The organism is uncultured Psychroserpens sp. (assembly GCF_947494225.1).
In the GTDB taxonomy this organism is placed as follows: domain Bacteria; phylum Bacteroidota; class Bacteroidia; order Flavobacteriales; family Flavobacteriaceae; genus Psychroserpens.
The window spans coordinates 203476-218604 of the sequence record NZ_CANLUG010000001.1; the positions used below are offsets into that span (position 1 = coordinate 203476).

Consider the following 15129-nt stretch of genomic DNA (forward strand, 5'->3'; position numbering starts at 1 on the left):
TTAAAGTTTTAAATTTGTTATGTCACCTGTATCCGATTCATCTTCTCCTGAGCTTCTATAGTTAACTTCTTCTAATATGAGTCTTACTATTCTATCGTCTTCATAAACATCTGTAGCTTTTTGAAAAGAGAATCCAGTTAAGGCCTCAATTACTGGCACTCCTGTTTGGTACGTATCTGCATCTTTAAAATCAAGAAAATAATCATCCTCACCATCAGTGCTTCTGGTAATTTCCATTGTAGGTTCAACAATGCCATTATTAAGTAAAAGATTGGACTGATTAGTTATAAAGGCGACTCTCGATAAGTCATTACTTTTATTTAAATAATAAATTACTTTCCAAAAAATCCTAGGAATTTTAACTTCATCACCATCAATTCTAGTTACAAAAACGGGATCATTTTGATTGAGAATAGGCCCAGTAAAAACGATTAATTTCTTTTTGTGCTTAACCCCTTGCGTATGAAGAATATAATTTTCTATTCGTCTCCATATACTCCTGTTTAATCTGGCATGTTGAGGGACAGCATTGGTATAATAAAACGTAGAATCTGCAGCTTCCTTAGCCACAGATGGGCTAGTTCCCCATTGTGTGTCTTCCCTTTTTGTCATGTGACCTCGATCAAAATCACTGTGGTATGCACTATATAACTCTTTCCCAAATTGATGTGAAAGCGGAATTCTGTCATCTTTATCAAAATCATCTTTTCGATCTAATTTTTCTATAAATTGAGATCCATCAATATTGGTTGCTGAGAAATAAGGAAATTTTCTAAATGGATTTTGTAAAACAGAGTAATTAATATAATTTAAATAGTAACGATCTAAATTAAGTCCTGCCTGCTCATATTGATGACGCTGCTTTTTAGAAATGCTTGGCACTTCTATCTCAAAATTCGGTATAAAATTTTTGTTATATGACATTTCGGTTTTGGTATTTATAAACACATTGCTTTCTAAGGTTCTTTCATTTTTTAATCATTGTATTTGAGCGTCAATTGTTATTTAATTTAAATAAAGCTCTTCATTTATTATTCTGCATGTTCATTTGATGTGTTCCTGATTTTTAGTCTCCTGTCTTGCCCTTCAAATTTCACATACTCATTTCCTATTTTTCCAGATGTGATATTATCATTTAATCTTGAGCCAATTAAAAAATAGTAGAACAAAAAGTTCTTTTTATAAATGCTATGTACAAAAAAGATAAAGACCGCTTTTAACAAGAGTATCGCAAAGAGGACAATGATTTTTATTGTTCTAAATTGATTACTGACATAAGCCTCGTCTATAATTTCTTTTTTTGACAAGAGTAAATTGGTCACTATACTTTGGTCAAAAAGAATAAAAAACACTTGCATCGCTGCATACAAATACAGAAGGCCTAATACATAATTCTTTGCGGCAATAAATTTACTATCCAACCTACCTATAACCAAGCAAAGACTAACGGCTACAACAATACCGCTAATAGATCTCGTGATTAAATGAAACATTCCCTTTATTATGTCTAGATCATAACCAAATAAAGTGTTATGGTTTGTGTTATAAATATATATTCCAATAGTTGATAAAATTAAAATGGTACCAATTAAAATAAATAGTGGTTTTTGATACTTTACGGTATTCACATAATGCAGGCCATTTTTAATGTCATAGTTCTCTTTTAAGGTTTTATCAGTCAATAACTTATACAAGATGTATAGAAAAAAGGCCTCTATACCATTTAAAGAAATATCTATGAGATGTACATATTTCTTTAAAAAATCCCCATCTGGGTCTATTAAACTGGATATTTCGGATATGTAATAGAAAAGGTATAACGACAAAAATGAAATACCTAATAACTTCCACCATTTTGCAAATTGCTTAATAGCACTTGTAGCCCTTAAGTAGTACTTATACATATCGAAAACATTAGATTGAAACACTTTTTTCAAATAATCATCAGATTTTCTAATGGCTTCAAACTGAACAAATCCAATGGTGGGTACGATTTTATAAAAGATCATATAAAAAATAAGACCTAGCTGTAGAATAAGATTGATAAGAAGCATAGGTGGTGTGCCTTTTGTAGAGTCTTTAATAGCAAAAGCGCCAACAAAAATTAAACTTGTAAAGGTTACAGCTATTGCTGTTTTTTGATTAATAACACTAATCCCGTTTTTTTCGTCTATAACATCAGCAGCAACTTCGATTACTTTCTTAAAATCGTCTCCATATAAATCGCCTAACTGCGTTAACGTCGATTCTGGTATTTGATGTGATGTTTCGTTGGATTGATTCTCTATATTCTCAATTGTGCTCTTTAACTGTACTATAAATAAGCCTATTTTTTCAATTATTTTTTCCTGATTATCATGATATTCATCTTCAGAAATTAAGTCTTCTTCTAAACTCTCTATATTAGTTCGGTATAATTTTGAAATACTATCAATTTCAACTTTTAAACTAGAACTTACGGCACCATAATGTCTTCCTTTTTTGGATGGGTCTAAGGTTTCCATAAGATCATTTATTGCTCTCAATTCTCTAAGTCTATCAAGCAAGGCAAAGTATTCATCTTTAAATAAGTCATATCTAACTTTTACATCCTTAATACTAGAGATTTTAGACGAGGGAACTATAGGGCTTTCAGGTTGGTCTTTTGAATCGAGATCACTTAAAACCTTATCATTGACTATTAAAGTAGGAATCTCAGGGTCATTTTCATCTTTAAATCCTAAAACATCTCTTCCTATTTTAAAGGCTACTGGCACTGGTTTTCCTGAAAAAAGACTATCATAGAACGCTTCAGAAAAGTATTCTGCCGATTTATTAGATACTGGTTTTGACATCCCAATCACATAAGCGATTTCTGGTTTGAAATTTTTTAACGATACCGAGCTGCGACAAGCATTTAAAACTAGGCATTCCAAATCAGGAGAGTAATTACCCAAAAACTTTGACAGGCCCTGTATACTTAAAGGTTGGCTATACTTGTCATCTCCTTCAAACATAAGATTTCCGTTTTCATCTCCATGGCCAGCAATATGTAGAATATTAGGTTTGTGTTTATTTAAATAATGCACCAAATCTCTTCGAGTTACTGCACCTCTATCAATAAACACGAAATCATCTTTAGAATTACTCTTTGCCAGAGCGTTTTCTATTAGTTTGACTTCATCTTGTAATCTTAAATAAGGTGTATCTATTGGGTTAGTCGCTAGAAATAAAATCGTTTTTGCCATTCAATTTAATTTTAAGGGATAATGCGTTTTATGTTCACATTTCCTTGTGCATTCTAAAAAACGCCATAGTTGATACCATTTGAACAACTGGGTTTACTTTTAATTTCATTGATTTAAGGGCGTTTGTTCTTTTTCCAAAAACATCAATAAATATAATAAGTGCTACACGTAAATAAATACCCAATATTAGGTATTAATACATATCTACATTAAAAAACTACAAATAGGGAGGTATGATAATAGAATATCACTCCTAAAGTTATGCAAAAAATATGATATGGAATAACTGGCATTTCTGAAATTGTCCCTGTGCTCTGAAAGGGAATTTCTTTTAATGACATATTAGAAGTCTAATAGTCTGTAATCCCTAATTTGTAAACTCAAAAATGCGGTAAAAGAAAAGGCTTCAACGTTTCTGTTAAAGCCTTTTGTACTCAAGGTGGGAATCGAACCCACACGACCGAAGTCACTGGATTTTGAATCCAGCGCGTCTACCAATTCCGCCACTTGAGCAATTTTGGACTGCAAAACTATAAAATAATTTATTACAATCAATCAAAAATAGTAGGTTTTATGCTTTTTCAGTCCAAATAAATTCCTAAATTTGCACCTCGTTAAAATAAAGCGCCTTAATTAATATAAATAATTCATTACCAATGTCAAATATAGCGACAGAAGCAAAAATTTTTGCATGTGGACAAAGTAAAGAACTTGCTGAAAAAATTGCAGTGACTTTCGGTGTACCTCTTGGTAATGTTATTACATCAACATATAGTGATGGTGAATTCCAACCTTCTTATGAAGAATCTATAAGAGGTACTCGAATTTTTATTATTGGTTCTACTCACCCAGGACCAGAAAACTTAATGGAAATGTTATTGATGATTGATGCCGCAAAACGCGCATCAGCAAGACACATTACTGCTGTTTTACCTTATTTTGGTTGGGCTCGACAAGATCGTAAAGACAAACCAAGAGTTCCAATTGCTGCAAAATTAGTAGCAAAAATGCTTGAAGTTGCTGGTGCTACACGTATTATCACAATGGATTTGCATGCCGATCAAATTCAAGGGTTTTTTGAAAAACCTGTAGATCATTTATTCGCTTCTACAATATTTTTACCTTACTTAAAATCACTTGCTTTAGACAATTTAACCATTGCTTCTCCAGACATGGGAGGATCTAAAAGAGCTTATGCTTATTCTAAGGCTTTAGAAAGTGATGTTGTAATTTGTTATAAGCAACGTGCAAAAGCCAATGTTATTTCTCATATGGAACTTATTGGCGATGTCACTGGAAAAAATGTTGTGCTAGTAGATGATATGGTAGATACGGCTGGAACATTAACGAAAGCGGCAGATTTAATGATAGAAAAAGGAGCACTTAGCGTAAGAGCTATTTGTACACATCCTATTTTATCTGGAGATGCCTATAACAGACTTGAAAACTCAAAATTGCAGGAATTAATTGTCACAGATACAATTCCTTTGAAACAACAAAGCGACAAGATTAGAGTATTGAGCTGTGCTAATTTATTTGCTGAAGTAATGCAAAACGTACATTACAACAAATCAATTAGTTCTAAATTTTTAATGTAATTTAATATTAATATAAACACAAACAATGAAATCAATTACAATCAATGGATCTCAAAGAGAAAGCGTAGGCAAGAAGGCAACGAAAGCCTTACGTAATGCTGGTCAGGTTCCTTGCGTATTATACGGAGGAGACCAAAACGTGCATTTCTCTGCACCAGAATTGGCTTTTTCTAAACTTGTATACACGCCTAATGCGCATACAGTTGTGATTGCCTTAAACAATGGCGAAACTTTCGATGCTGTTTTACAGGACATCCAGTTTCACCCAGTAACAGATAAAATTTTACACGTAGATTTCTACCGTTTATTCGAAGACAAAGAAATTGCTATGGATATTCCAGTTCATATTATTGGAACATCTAGAGGTGTTTTAAATGGAGGTGTTCTTCGTAGAAACAGACGTAAATTAAGAGTAAAAGCTTTACCTAAAAATTTACCAGATTTCTTAGAGGCAGATATCACTCCTCTTAAAATTGGTAACAAGCTATATGTAACAGCTTTAGCAGGTGAAGGGTATTCTTTATTACACTCAGACAACACAGTTGTTGTTCAAATCAAGACAGCTAGAACTGCTGTTATTGATGATGAAGATGAAGATGATGAGTTGGAAGAAGGAGCAGAAGGAACTGCAGCGGCAACTGAAGGAGGAGATGCTCCAGCAGCTGAAGCACCAGCTCAAGAATAGAACACATATTATTCTATAATTATTAAAAGCATTCTATTTATTTAGAATGCTTTTTTATTTTTACAAAAAACACTACTTAATTATCTGGAAGTTTATACGTAATTTATTTAATTGGAATTCAATACCAGAAACTATTGAAGACATAGATCCTATGAAAAAATTTCTCATCGCTGGACTTGGTAATATTGGCGATAAATACACCAATACAAGGCATAATATCGGTTTTAAAATTTTAGATGCACTTGCAGAAAAAGAAGCACTTAAATTTGAAACTCAAAAACTTGGAGACTTAACCACATATAAATTTAAAGGCAGAACCTTTATCCTACTTAAACCTAGTACATATATGAACCTAAGTGGTAAGGCTGTAAAGTATTGGTTAACAAAGGAGAAAATTCCATTAGAAAACCTATTGGTTGTTACCGATGATCTCAATCTTCCCTTTGGTAGTTTAAGGCTAAAAACTAAAGGAAGTGATGGCGGCCATAATGGACTAAAAGACATTCAGAATGTATTACAGACTACCAAATACAATAGATTTAGGTTTGGAATAAGCGATACTTTTAGCAAAGGTCGCCAAGTAGACTATGTTTTAGGCGAATGGACAGATGATGAAAACGAAAAGATTACAGAACGTCTTGACAAATCTATTGAACTCATAAAGTCGTTTGGAACGGCTGGAATCAGTAACACAATGAATACATTTAACGGAAAATAAAAAAGAGAGCTTAAAAGCTCTCTTTTTTTATTTAAATTCAATAATTACTATTCGATAACTATTTTCTTAGTTGCTTTTCTATCTCCATCATTTACAGTTACTAAATACATTCCAGATTGAACGTTATTCAGATTTATAATTTGATTGAATTCTGAATTGCTACCGTATGAATTATTAAAAATTCTTCTTCCTCTAATGTCCACAACGTTGACCGTTATATCCTTATTTGAAGTTGAATTTAATTTAATTGTAAACTCACCATTGTTTGGATTAGGATAAATAGCAAAGTCATTAACACCAAACTCATCAACACTTAAAGGTGTTTCTGTTGTAGAGCAAATTTCAATATACCAATCGTTAAGTGTTCCTGTATCAGCATTGAAAAAATCTTGAATCTCTATGGTCCAGTCACCCGAACTATCTAATCCAGAAAAAACATCCAATGGAGACGCAGGGCTATAAGTTCCTGTTGTAGGAGAAGCACATGCTACACCAGGCGCTCCGTCTTCAAAAATGACATCAAAATCTGTTTCCCTTCCGCCGTTACATGTTCTGTTCCAAACTGTACTTAACGCAGTTCCATTTGGATGAGTAACACCAACAACTAAATCACCAATCCAAGTATGAGCAACATCAACGTTTACTTTAACCTCTCCAATAGATCCAGTATCTGGAATATTGATTATGTTACTTATTGCTGCTCCAGGTTGGTTAGCTCCAGTTCCATCAGGTATTGCCGTCCCAAGTGCACCTGAAGCGTATTGTGTACATGTTGTTGTTACTTCATAATCTAATGGGAATTCAGAACTGTTTAATGCGTAGTAAATATTACCAACTGCTTCGATCATAATTCGGCAGTAAGGCGCTGGTATATTTGGCACTGTAATCATTTCAGAACCGTCATTAGGTGTATTTGACGCTAATACGGTATCAAAATTTTGTCCACCATCAGTTGACAATAATATGTTTACGTTGGCTGTATTAATACCATTGGCATTTGTTCCAGCAACATCCCAAGTAACCATTTCGGCAGTTCCACTAGTCCATAACGCCCCACTGTCTTGAGATGTTACTTCAAAAGGACCTGAAGTACCGCTTACATTTACTGTCATGGTATCAAAATCACTTTGAGGCATTTGGTTCACTCCTCCTGCTTCAGATCGGTCTCTTACAGTTAAGGCAAAAGTTAAACTTCTTCCTACTGTTGAGACTGTTTCCCATGTTGTATTATTTGCAGACAATAATGGATTTGATTCTGTCAATTGTCCGTTTAAAACACGTGAGAAAACTGGCATATATCTATCTGGAGAAGTACTTGGAGGTCTAGATCTCCATAGTGGTCCAGTCGTAAGAGTTGGTGTAAAATCATTTCGAGTTGTGTACCCATCATTTATTTGTTCCCAAGTATAGGTCAAAGCATCACTTCCATTTGGGTCTGTAGCATCACCTTTCAAAATAAATGCTGTACCATTAGGAATAGTATAATTTGGTCCTGCATTTGATACAGGAGGTGCATTTGAAATACCAGTTGTAACCGCACAATTGTTAGGTGCTGTAGCAACGTTATTTAAAATTTGATTGATACTTCCATAATGGAAATATGGATCACTATGACTTTGAACATCATTGGCTCCTGTTATTCCAGCGTAGCCCATAATTGTAGTACCACTTCCAGGTTCGAAATTTACAGAATTATTATCAGCCGCTGCATGTGTATGCAAAGCTCCCATTTGATGTCCTATTTCATGAGGAACATAATCAATATCAAAGAAGTCGGCCATGTAAGGTCCTCCATCATTATCTTGGAACGAATGAGAAGAAAAAGCACTTCCCTTGTTACTTTCGCATACACAACCAATACAACCTGCATTACCATTATTTCCAGCAAAAGCAAATAAATGACCAATATCATAATCTGCTGATCCTACAGTTGCTGTTAAGTTAGTTTGCAAACCACCATTTAAATCCCCTCCATATGGATCAGGAAACGATGGAGAATAAATTAGATCTAATGCTGGATCATCTGCTGTATCTACAAGAACAAAAGTAATTGCCATATCTACTTCATAAACCTCATTTGTTCTATTAAGTGTTGATACGACTTGAGCTAGTGCATCGGCTCTGTTATTTCCATTAGCATTATTTCCATCATCCCAAAAATTGGTATATTCCTGAGTTACTGAAATTGCTATTCTATAAGTTCTTAACAATTGATCATTAGCATCTCTATTAAGTGTAGTGCCATTTGTTCTATTTGAACTTTCTAATTCTTCAGTTAAACACTCAAATGTTTCTGAAGAATTCTTTCTAGCGCTTTTATTATACAAAAGGTACTGTCCGTTAGATACCTTCGTTGCAGGTTGAATAAAAAATGTGCTTTCGTCAGGTTTTGAAATCATAGCATTTAAACCTAACTGCGTTACACTAAACCTCACTCTAACAGTTGGGTCATCAACTTTTGAGCCCAAATAGGTTTTAATGTTTTCATGCATTGCTGCATTGTCTTCAGACGAGAAAATTGAGGTCTCCACAACACGATACTGTTGTAAGGAGCCATCTAAACTTGGAAAATCAATAACAACATTAGATACACCATTTGATTGATTTCTCAAAGGAGCATTAAGGAGTTTTGATTTAAAACTTTCAATATTAAATTGAAAAACGCTAAAATTATTCTCATCTAAGTTGGCAAAAGATACATCATCAATACCTCTTTTATTGTTTAACAATTGCCAATCTTGAGCTTGCGTGCTGATTACGGTGACCAAAAATAATAGACAAGTCACCAAAACTTGTTTTGATAATTTTTTCATAGGTGGTAGATTTTTTTTGTTTGTTTGAGTCGACTATTCGACTATTGTGGTTTTAGAAGTATAAAAAAAGAGAGGCCAAAACATGACCTCTCTTTTCTTATGAATTATTCAATAATTATTTTTTTAGTTGTTGTCTTATTTCCATCGCTCACAGTAACAAGATACATTCCAGACTGAACATTGTTCAATCTAACAACCTCATTAAAATCGGCATTGTTTGCATAAGAATTATTAAAGATTCTTCGTCCTCTTATATCAAACACATCAATATTGATGTCGCTATCCGAAGAAGAATTTAGCTTCACAGTGAATTCACCTTTATTAGGATTAGGGAAGATTGTAAAATCTTCAAAAGCAAACTCTTCAGTGCTTAATGCTTGTTCAGAACATATTGTAATTGACCAATCATTAAGTGTACCTGTATCTCCAGCAAAGAAATCTGCAACAAAAAGCGTCCAATCTCCTTGAGCTTCTAACCCATTGAATGTACTTAATGAACCTGATGGCGCAAATGTTCCCACTGTTGGCTCTGCACATGCTATTGCGCCAGCAGCATCATCAAACGTAATATCTAAATCATTTTCACTACCACATTCTACTTCCCATAAGTTGATGAATGTTGTACCATCTGGATGAACTAACTGAAGTACTAAATCTGAAACATAAGTATGTGTCACATCTACATTTACAGTCATACTTTCAATTGTCGCCATATCTGGTATATTAATAACATGATTAGCAACAGGTGTTCCTGGAGAACCTCCAGAACCATCAGTTATAGCGATAGCAAGGTTTTGAGGTGAATCGTAAGACTCACAAACTATTGTTGTACAAGTGTTTTTCAACAGAACATCTACATTTTTAGTCTCAGAAGCAGAAGTTCCTGTTACTGTAATTGTATATTCTCCTTGCGCACTAGCTTGTAAATTTCCGATAGTCATTGTAAAATTACCATCAGTATTTCGAGTCGTAGGGTTAAACGTAACTGTGGTACCTGCCGGATTACCTACAGCAGAGAATGTAGCAGTTTCGTTAAAATCTAATATTGTTGTATATGAGAATGTAAACACAGCTTCGGTGTCTGTAGTTGGACAACTAAGTATTTCGCTATTATCTGCTGCAATGACAAACGAAGGCGTTGCAGGCGTACAAACACCTGGTTTAAAGTCTGCTGCTATACCAGCAACATAAGTATCTACAACTGTCATTTGCTGCGGGGTAAACATGTACATACAGGCGTCATTAACATAATCCATATAATTCATTGTCAAAGAACTGGTACCAGGAACACATCCAGCAACACTACCATTAGCTGGGCAACCATAGGTACTGTTCGGAATTTTTGGAGTATCTGCAATACCATCAGCATCAGGATTTGCACAATTGCCTGGTGCTCCATCAGAAATAAACGTATGATTTAAATTATAGAAGTGTCCTAGCTCATGAGTTACTGTTCTTCCTAAGTTATAAGGAGTTTGTGGTACAACTCCAGAACCTGGACAACCTGCTCCTGATCCAAAAGCATTATCATCCATAGTAACAGCTTGACCAGCAGTAATACTTCCTCCTAATGGAGAAAATCCTAAAGCTCCAATTGGTCTTATAACGAAGTTCATATATCCAGCCCAATTTGCATCGGCATTATTTCCACCTCCAAAATCATATCCAATTGTTACAGCTGGATTACCTTCTATTAGCTCTGGGTCTAAACCAACTGGATGATTAGATACAGCAATACAAAAAGAGATATTAGCAGATCCAAGATTTAGTCCTGGATAAAATGCACTTGCAGCGGCCCATTGCGCATTATCGGCATTGGTTGCTGTGTAATCGGCATTTAAAATATCTATTTGATTCTGTGCCAATGCTTCTAAACAAGCTCTATCAGCTTCATTTGCAGTTGGAAAGTGCACAGCGACTGGGATAGTAATAGTTGCCCCACGCTGAGCAAATTCTCCTTGAGCCAATACTTCAGCTAATCTAGCTTTAAATAAGGCTTGGTTCTTTTCATACTCTTTAGCAAATGCAGGATCTTGCATTTGTTCTTCCATATACTCAAGCATTCCACAAGTACGATCTTGATCTTGGGCTTGCATATTAACAGCACACAAAAGAAAGAATATTACAAAAATTGATTTTAAAGTAAAGTTCTTTTTCATTCAGTTGTTTTTTAGTTAAAAAAAGTAAAATTTTGATTAATGACATCAAATCTAATGAAAATCAATCATAATATTATTGTGTTGATTAACAAAATTTTATGATTTTAACACAAAAAAGGTGTTCAAAGTCAGAATCTTGATAAAAATCACTTAAAATAAAATAAATCTCTAATTTTTTCTTTTTTTTCATTCCCTTGTTGTTTATGGTTATTTTTATCAAAAAATTGATCGAAAATCAATGCCAAATCAAAATACAGAAATTAATACCTCTTCAATTATCACTATAGGCACTTTTGATGGTGTTCACATAGGTCATCAAAAGATAATTGAACACCTAGTGAAAACAGGACAAGACAAAAATTTAAAATCGGTCGTGCTTACGTTCTTTCCACATCCAAGAATGGTACTACAACCTGATTTTAAAATGCAGCTTCTGCACACAATAAATGAACGTCAGGAGATTCTAAAAATCTTCGGAATTGATAACCTAATTGTTAAAGAATTTACGAAAGATTTCGCTAATCTCTCTGCACATGATTATGTCAAAACTATTCTTGTAGATGAACTTAAGGTTAAGCATATCATTATTGGTTACGATCATCATTTTGGAAAAAACAGAACTGCCAACATTGACGATCTTAGAACTTACGGCAAAGCATATGGGTTTACGGTAGAAGAAATTTCTGCCCAAGACATCAAAAATGTTGCAGTTAGTTCTACAAAAATCAGACATGCCTTAATGGAAGGCGATATAAAAACCGCTAATGCTTATTTAGGATACCCTTATTTTATAACAGGACAAGTTATAAAAGGAAAAGGAATTGGTAAAACACTAAACTTTCCAACAGCCAACTTAGCTATAGAAAAAGATTACAAACTCATTCCTAAACAAGGTGTTTATGTTGTGCGTTCAACATTGCATAACCAACCTGTTTATGGCATGATGAATATTGGATTAAACCCAACTTTTAATGATAAAAAACAATCCATTGAGGTTCACTTTTTTAATACGGAAGAAAATCTCTATAATAGAACATTAAAAGTAGAACTATTACATCGTCTTAGAAATGAGCAAAAGTTTGAGTCTAAAGACCAACTAATACTCCAACTTAATAAAGATAAAAAGCATTCAGAAGATTTTATAAAAGGATTACATGAATAAATTCTTGTTTAAACATATAGATAACACTTCACTTATTGTTTTCAGAATGATCTTTGGAGCCCTAATTTTTCTCGAAAGTGTTGGTGCTATTTTCACAGGCTGGCTTAAGAAAACTCTCATAGATCCTGAATTTACTTTTAATTTTATTGGTTTTGAATGGCTTCAACCGCTTCCCGGACAATGGATGTATGTCTATTACATAATTATGGGACTTTGTGGCATATTTGTGATGATAGGTTACAAATACAGGTGGAGCATGCTCACATTTGCTCTACTTTGGTCAGGGACGTATTTAATGCAAAAATCATCTTATAATAATCACTATTATTTTTTGATGTTATTAAGTTTTATAATGGTGTTTTTACCTGCTCATAAATATGCATCAATCGATGCCAAACATCATCCTCATATAAAAAGTATATCAATGCCTAACTGGTGTAGATGGATATTTATCATCCAACTGTTTATTCTATACACCTATGCATCAATTGCTAAAATGTATCCTGATTGGCTGGACTTAAGTGTTCCTGAATTGTTAATGAATAATAAAAAACATTATCCTCTTGTTGGAAATCTATTACAAGAAAAATTTGTGCACTATGGTATTGCCTATGGTGGTATTTTATTTGACGGACTTATTATTCCTTTGCTGTTATGGAAACGCACGCGTAAAATAGCATTCTTTGCTTCGATATTTTTTCACCTCTTTAATTCGTTTATTTTTCAAGTTGGTATTTTTCCATATCTATCGTTGTCGTTTGCAGTATTCTTTTTTGAACCAAAGGTTATTCAAAAGATATTTTTGAAACACAAACCTATATATACTGAAAACGCTGTAACAACTCCAGCATATGCCTCCATTTTTAAAGCAGTTTTTATATTTTATTTTAGTATTCAAATTGCGCTTCCAATAAGACATCATTTTATTCAAGATAACGTTCTTTGGACAGAAGAAGGCCACAGATTATCATGGCGAATGATGTTACGTTCAAAAAGTGCCAGCACAAGTTTTAGGGTTGTTGACAAAGCATCTAAAACTGTAATCCCTATAAATCTTAAAGACTTTTTGTCTTCAAAACAAATAAGAGCAGTAAGTTCTAAGCCTGATGTAATGTGGCAATTTGCGCAACGCTTAAAAGCAATGTATGCTGAAAATGGGATTGATGTTGCTGTATATGTTAGAGCATTTGTTGGTGTAAACGGCAAACCTCTAAAGCGACTTATTGATCCTGAAGTTGACCTAGCAAGTGTGAAATGGAACCATTTTAAACATCACGATTGGATTTTACCATCAAATCAAGACGAGAATAACTGACAATTCATTAAATTTGGCGTTTCAAAAAATATAACAACACCATGTTACAAGTAGCATTTATTAGAGAGAACAGAGACGATGTCATCAAACGGTTAGCCAAACGAAACTTAGATGCATCACAAATGATTGACGAGGTCATTACACTAGATGAAGAACGCCGACAATTACAAACGCAATTAGATAACACTTTAGCCGAATCTAATAGCCTTTCAAAAGAAATAGGTAACCTCTTTAAATCTGGCAAAGCTGCAGAAGCAAATGAACTTAAAGAAAAAACAACGCTACTTAAAGAGCGCTCTAAAACACTCGGTGAACAACTGAACACCACAGCCGACAGTTTAAATAATTTACTTTATAAAATACCTAATGTACCTCATGAGAGTGTTCCAAATGGTAATTCTGATGAAGACAATGAAGAGATATACACTGAAGGTGATATTCCAAAACTTCATGATGGTGCGCTTCCGCATTGGGAGCTTGCTAAGAAATATGATATTATCGATTTCGAATTAGGAACTAAAATTACTGGCGCTGGTTTCCCTGTATATAAAGGAAAAGGAGCGAGGTTACAACGTGCCTTAATTGCTTATTTCCTAGATAAGAATACAGCAGCTGGTTATACCGAATATCAACTACCACATTTGGTTAATGAAGCCTCTGGTTTTGGTACTGGACAACTCCCAGACAAAGAAGGGCAAATGTATCATGTTGGGGAAGACAACTTATACCTCATCCCAACAGCTGAAGTTCCTGGTACCAATTTATTTAGAGATGAATTATTATCTCAAAACGACTTACCGATCGGTATAACAGGTTATACACCATGTTTTAGAAGAGAAGCTGGAAGTTATGGTGCTCATGTAAGAGGACTTAATCGATTGCATCAATTTGATAAAGTTGAAATTATTCGTGTTGAACATCCAGACAACTCATATAAGGCATTTGAAGGAATGATAGAACACGTGAAAATGATACTAAGAGAGTTAAAATTACCATATAGAATATTAAGATTATGTGGCGGAGATGTGACTTTTGCTTCTGCGTTAACCTATGATTTTGAAGTGTTCTCGACAGCTCAGGACAGATGGTTAGAAATTTCTAGTGTGTCAAACTTTGAGACTTTTCAAGCAAACAGATTAAAATTGCGATTTAAAAATCAAGATGGCAAAACACAATTGTGTCATACACTTAATGGAAGTTCTTTAGCATTACCAAGAGTTTTAGCTGGTATTCTAGAGAACTATCAAACCGAAGACGGCATTAAAATTCCTGAAGTTTTAATTCCATATACAGGATTTGATAAAATTTAAATTTGTAAGAATTTTATTATTTAATATCGTTTAAATGCTAAAAAATAACGTTGTTCAACGATTTTTTAGCATTTTTCTTTGTTTTTCAATTAATATTTGTGATGTTAGTATTCCAAATAAGAACTAACCTACTTATTATGAA

Annotated in this window: 10 protein-coding genes and 1 tRNA gene; 6 read left to right on the forward strand and 5 right to left on the reverse strand. The window is 33.9% G+C overall.

What is annotated here, in order from left to right; all coding sequences use genetic code 11:
* The 3 genes from Q0893_RS00810 to Q0893_RS00820 all read right to left on the reverse strand — a co-directional run bounded on the left by Q0893_RS00810 (position 1) and on the right by Q0893_RS00820 (position 3740).
* Positions 1 to 924: a DNA/RNA non-specific endonuclease gene (locus tag Q0893_RS00810; protein ID WP_299271882.1), complete on the reverse strand. Its 924-nt coding sequence runs from the start codon at positions 922 to 924 to the stop codon at positions 1 to 3.
* 107 nt (positions 925 to 1031) lie between these two features.
* Entirely contained in the window at positions 1032 to 3227 is a 2196-nt protein-coding gene (locus Q0893_RS00815; protein WP_299271884.1) for a CHAT domain-containing protein, read from the reverse strand.
* Between the two features lie 431 nt (positions 3228 to 3658).
* Positions 3659 to 3740: transfer RNA gene (locus Q0893_RS00820), tRNA-Leu, on the reverse strand.
* A gap of 143 nt (positions 3741 to 3883) precedes the next feature.
* Here Q0893_RS00820 and Q0893_RS00825 point away from each other — a divergent pair.
* From Q0893_RS00825 to pth, 3 genes are all read left to right on the forward strand, one after another.
* Entirely contained in the window at positions 3884 to 4825 is a 942-nt protein-coding gene (locus Q0893_RS00825) for a ribose-phosphate pyrophosphokinase (protein ID WP_298901453.1), read from the forward strand.
* Positions 4826 to 4850: 25 nt separating this feature from the next.
* Positions 4851 to 5510: a 50S ribosomal protein L25/general stress protein Ctc gene (locus tag Q0893_RS00830; RefSeq protein WP_298901452.1), complete on the forward strand. Its 660-nt coding sequence runs from the start codon at positions 4851 to 4853 to the stop codon at positions 5508 to 5510.
* 151 nt (positions 5511 to 5661) lie between these two features.
* Positions 5662 to 6228, forward strand: coding sequence for an aminoacyl-tRNA hydrolase (gene pth / locus Q0893_RS00835; protein WP_299271886.1), 567 nt, complete (start codon positions 5662 to 5664; stop codon positions 6226 to 6228).
* Positions 6229 to 6275: 47 nt separating this feature from the next.
* Here pth and Q0893_RS00840 read toward each other — a convergent pair whose 3' ends face one another.
* Complete coding sequence (locus tag Q0893_RS00840) at positions 6276 to 9041, reverse strand: reprolysin-like metallopeptidase (protein WP_298901450.1); 2766 nt, start codon at positions 9039 to 9041, stop codon at positions 6276 to 6278.
* 104 nt (positions 9042 to 9145) lie between these two features.
* Positions 9146 to 11200 (reverse strand): T9SS type A sorting domain-containing protein, encoded by a 2055-nt coding sequence (locus Q0893_RS00845; RefSeq protein WP_298901449.1) that lies wholly within the window; start codon positions 11198 to 11200, stop codon positions 9146 to 9148.
* Between the two features lie 238 nt (positions 11201 to 11438).
* Between Q0893_RS00845 and Q0893_RS00850 the strand changes: the two genes are divergently transcribed.
* From Q0893_RS00850 to serS, 3 genes are read left to right on the forward strand one after another with little or no spacing between them, the layout of a single operon-like run.
* Complete coding sequence (locus Q0893_RS00850) at positions 11439 to 12362, forward strand: bifunctional riboflavin kinase/FAD synthetase (protein WP_299271889.1); 924 nt, start codon at positions 11439 to 11441, stop codon at positions 12360 to 12362.
* Positions 12355 to 13677: an HTTM domain-containing protein gene (locus Q0893_RS00855; protein WP_298901447.1), complete on the forward strand. Its 1323-nt coding sequence runs from the start codon at positions 12355 to 12357 to the stop codon at positions 13675 to 13677. Before Q0893_RS00850 ends, Q0893_RS00855 begins: the two co-directional genes overlap by 8 nt.
* A 41-nt stretch (positions 13678 to 13718) precedes the next feature.
* A complete protein-coding gene (serS, locus tag Q0893_RS00860; RefSeq protein ID WP_298901446.1) occupies positions 13719 to 14987 on the forward strand; it encodes a serine--tRNA ligase in 1269 nt (422 codons plus the stop codon).
* The last annotated feature ends 142 nt before the right edge of the window (positions 14988 to 15129 follow it).

Excerpts from the sequence above, each read along its gene's own strand:
- Q0893_RS00825 (WP_298901453.1), top strand. The coding sequence starts at position 3,884 with ATGTCAAATATAGCGACAGAAGCAAAAATTTTTGCATGTGGACAAAGT.
- Q0893_RS00830 (WP_298901452.1), top strand. The coding sequence starts at position 4,851 with ATGAAATCAATTACAATCAATGGATCTCAAAGAGAAAGCGTAGGCAAG.
- pth (WP_299271886.1), top strand. The coding sequence starts at position 5,662 with ATGAAAAAATTTCTCATCGCTGGACTTGGTAATATTGGCGATAAATAC.
- Q0893_RS00850 (WP_299271889.1), top strand. The coding sequence starts at position 11,439 with ATGCCAAATCAAAATACAGAAATTAATACCTCTTCAATTATCACTATA.
- Q0893_RS00840 (WP_298901450.1), bottom strand. The coding sequence starts at position 9,041 with ATGAAAAAATTATCAAAACAAGTTTTGGTGACTTGTCTATTATTTTTG.
- Q0893_RS00845 (WP_298901449.1), bottom strand. The coding sequence starts at position 11,200 with ATGAAAAAGAACTTTACTTTAAAATCAATTTTTGTAATATTCTTTCTT.
- serS (WP_298901446.1), top strand. The coding sequence starts at position 13,719 with ATGTTACAAGTAGCATTTATTAGAGAGAACAGAGACGATGTCATCAAA.
- Q0893_RS00855 (WP_298901447.1), top strand. The coding sequence starts at position 12,355 with ATGAATAAATTCTTGTTTAAACATATAGATAACACTTCACTTATTGTT.
- Q0893_RS00815 (WP_299271884.1), bottom strand. The coding sequence starts at position 3,227 with ATGGCAAAAACGATTTTATTTCTAGCGACTAACCCAATAGATACACCT.
- Q0893_RS00810 (WP_299271882.1), bottom strand. The coding sequence starts at position 924 with ATGTCATATAACAAAAATTTTATACCGAATTTTGAGATAGAAGTGCCA.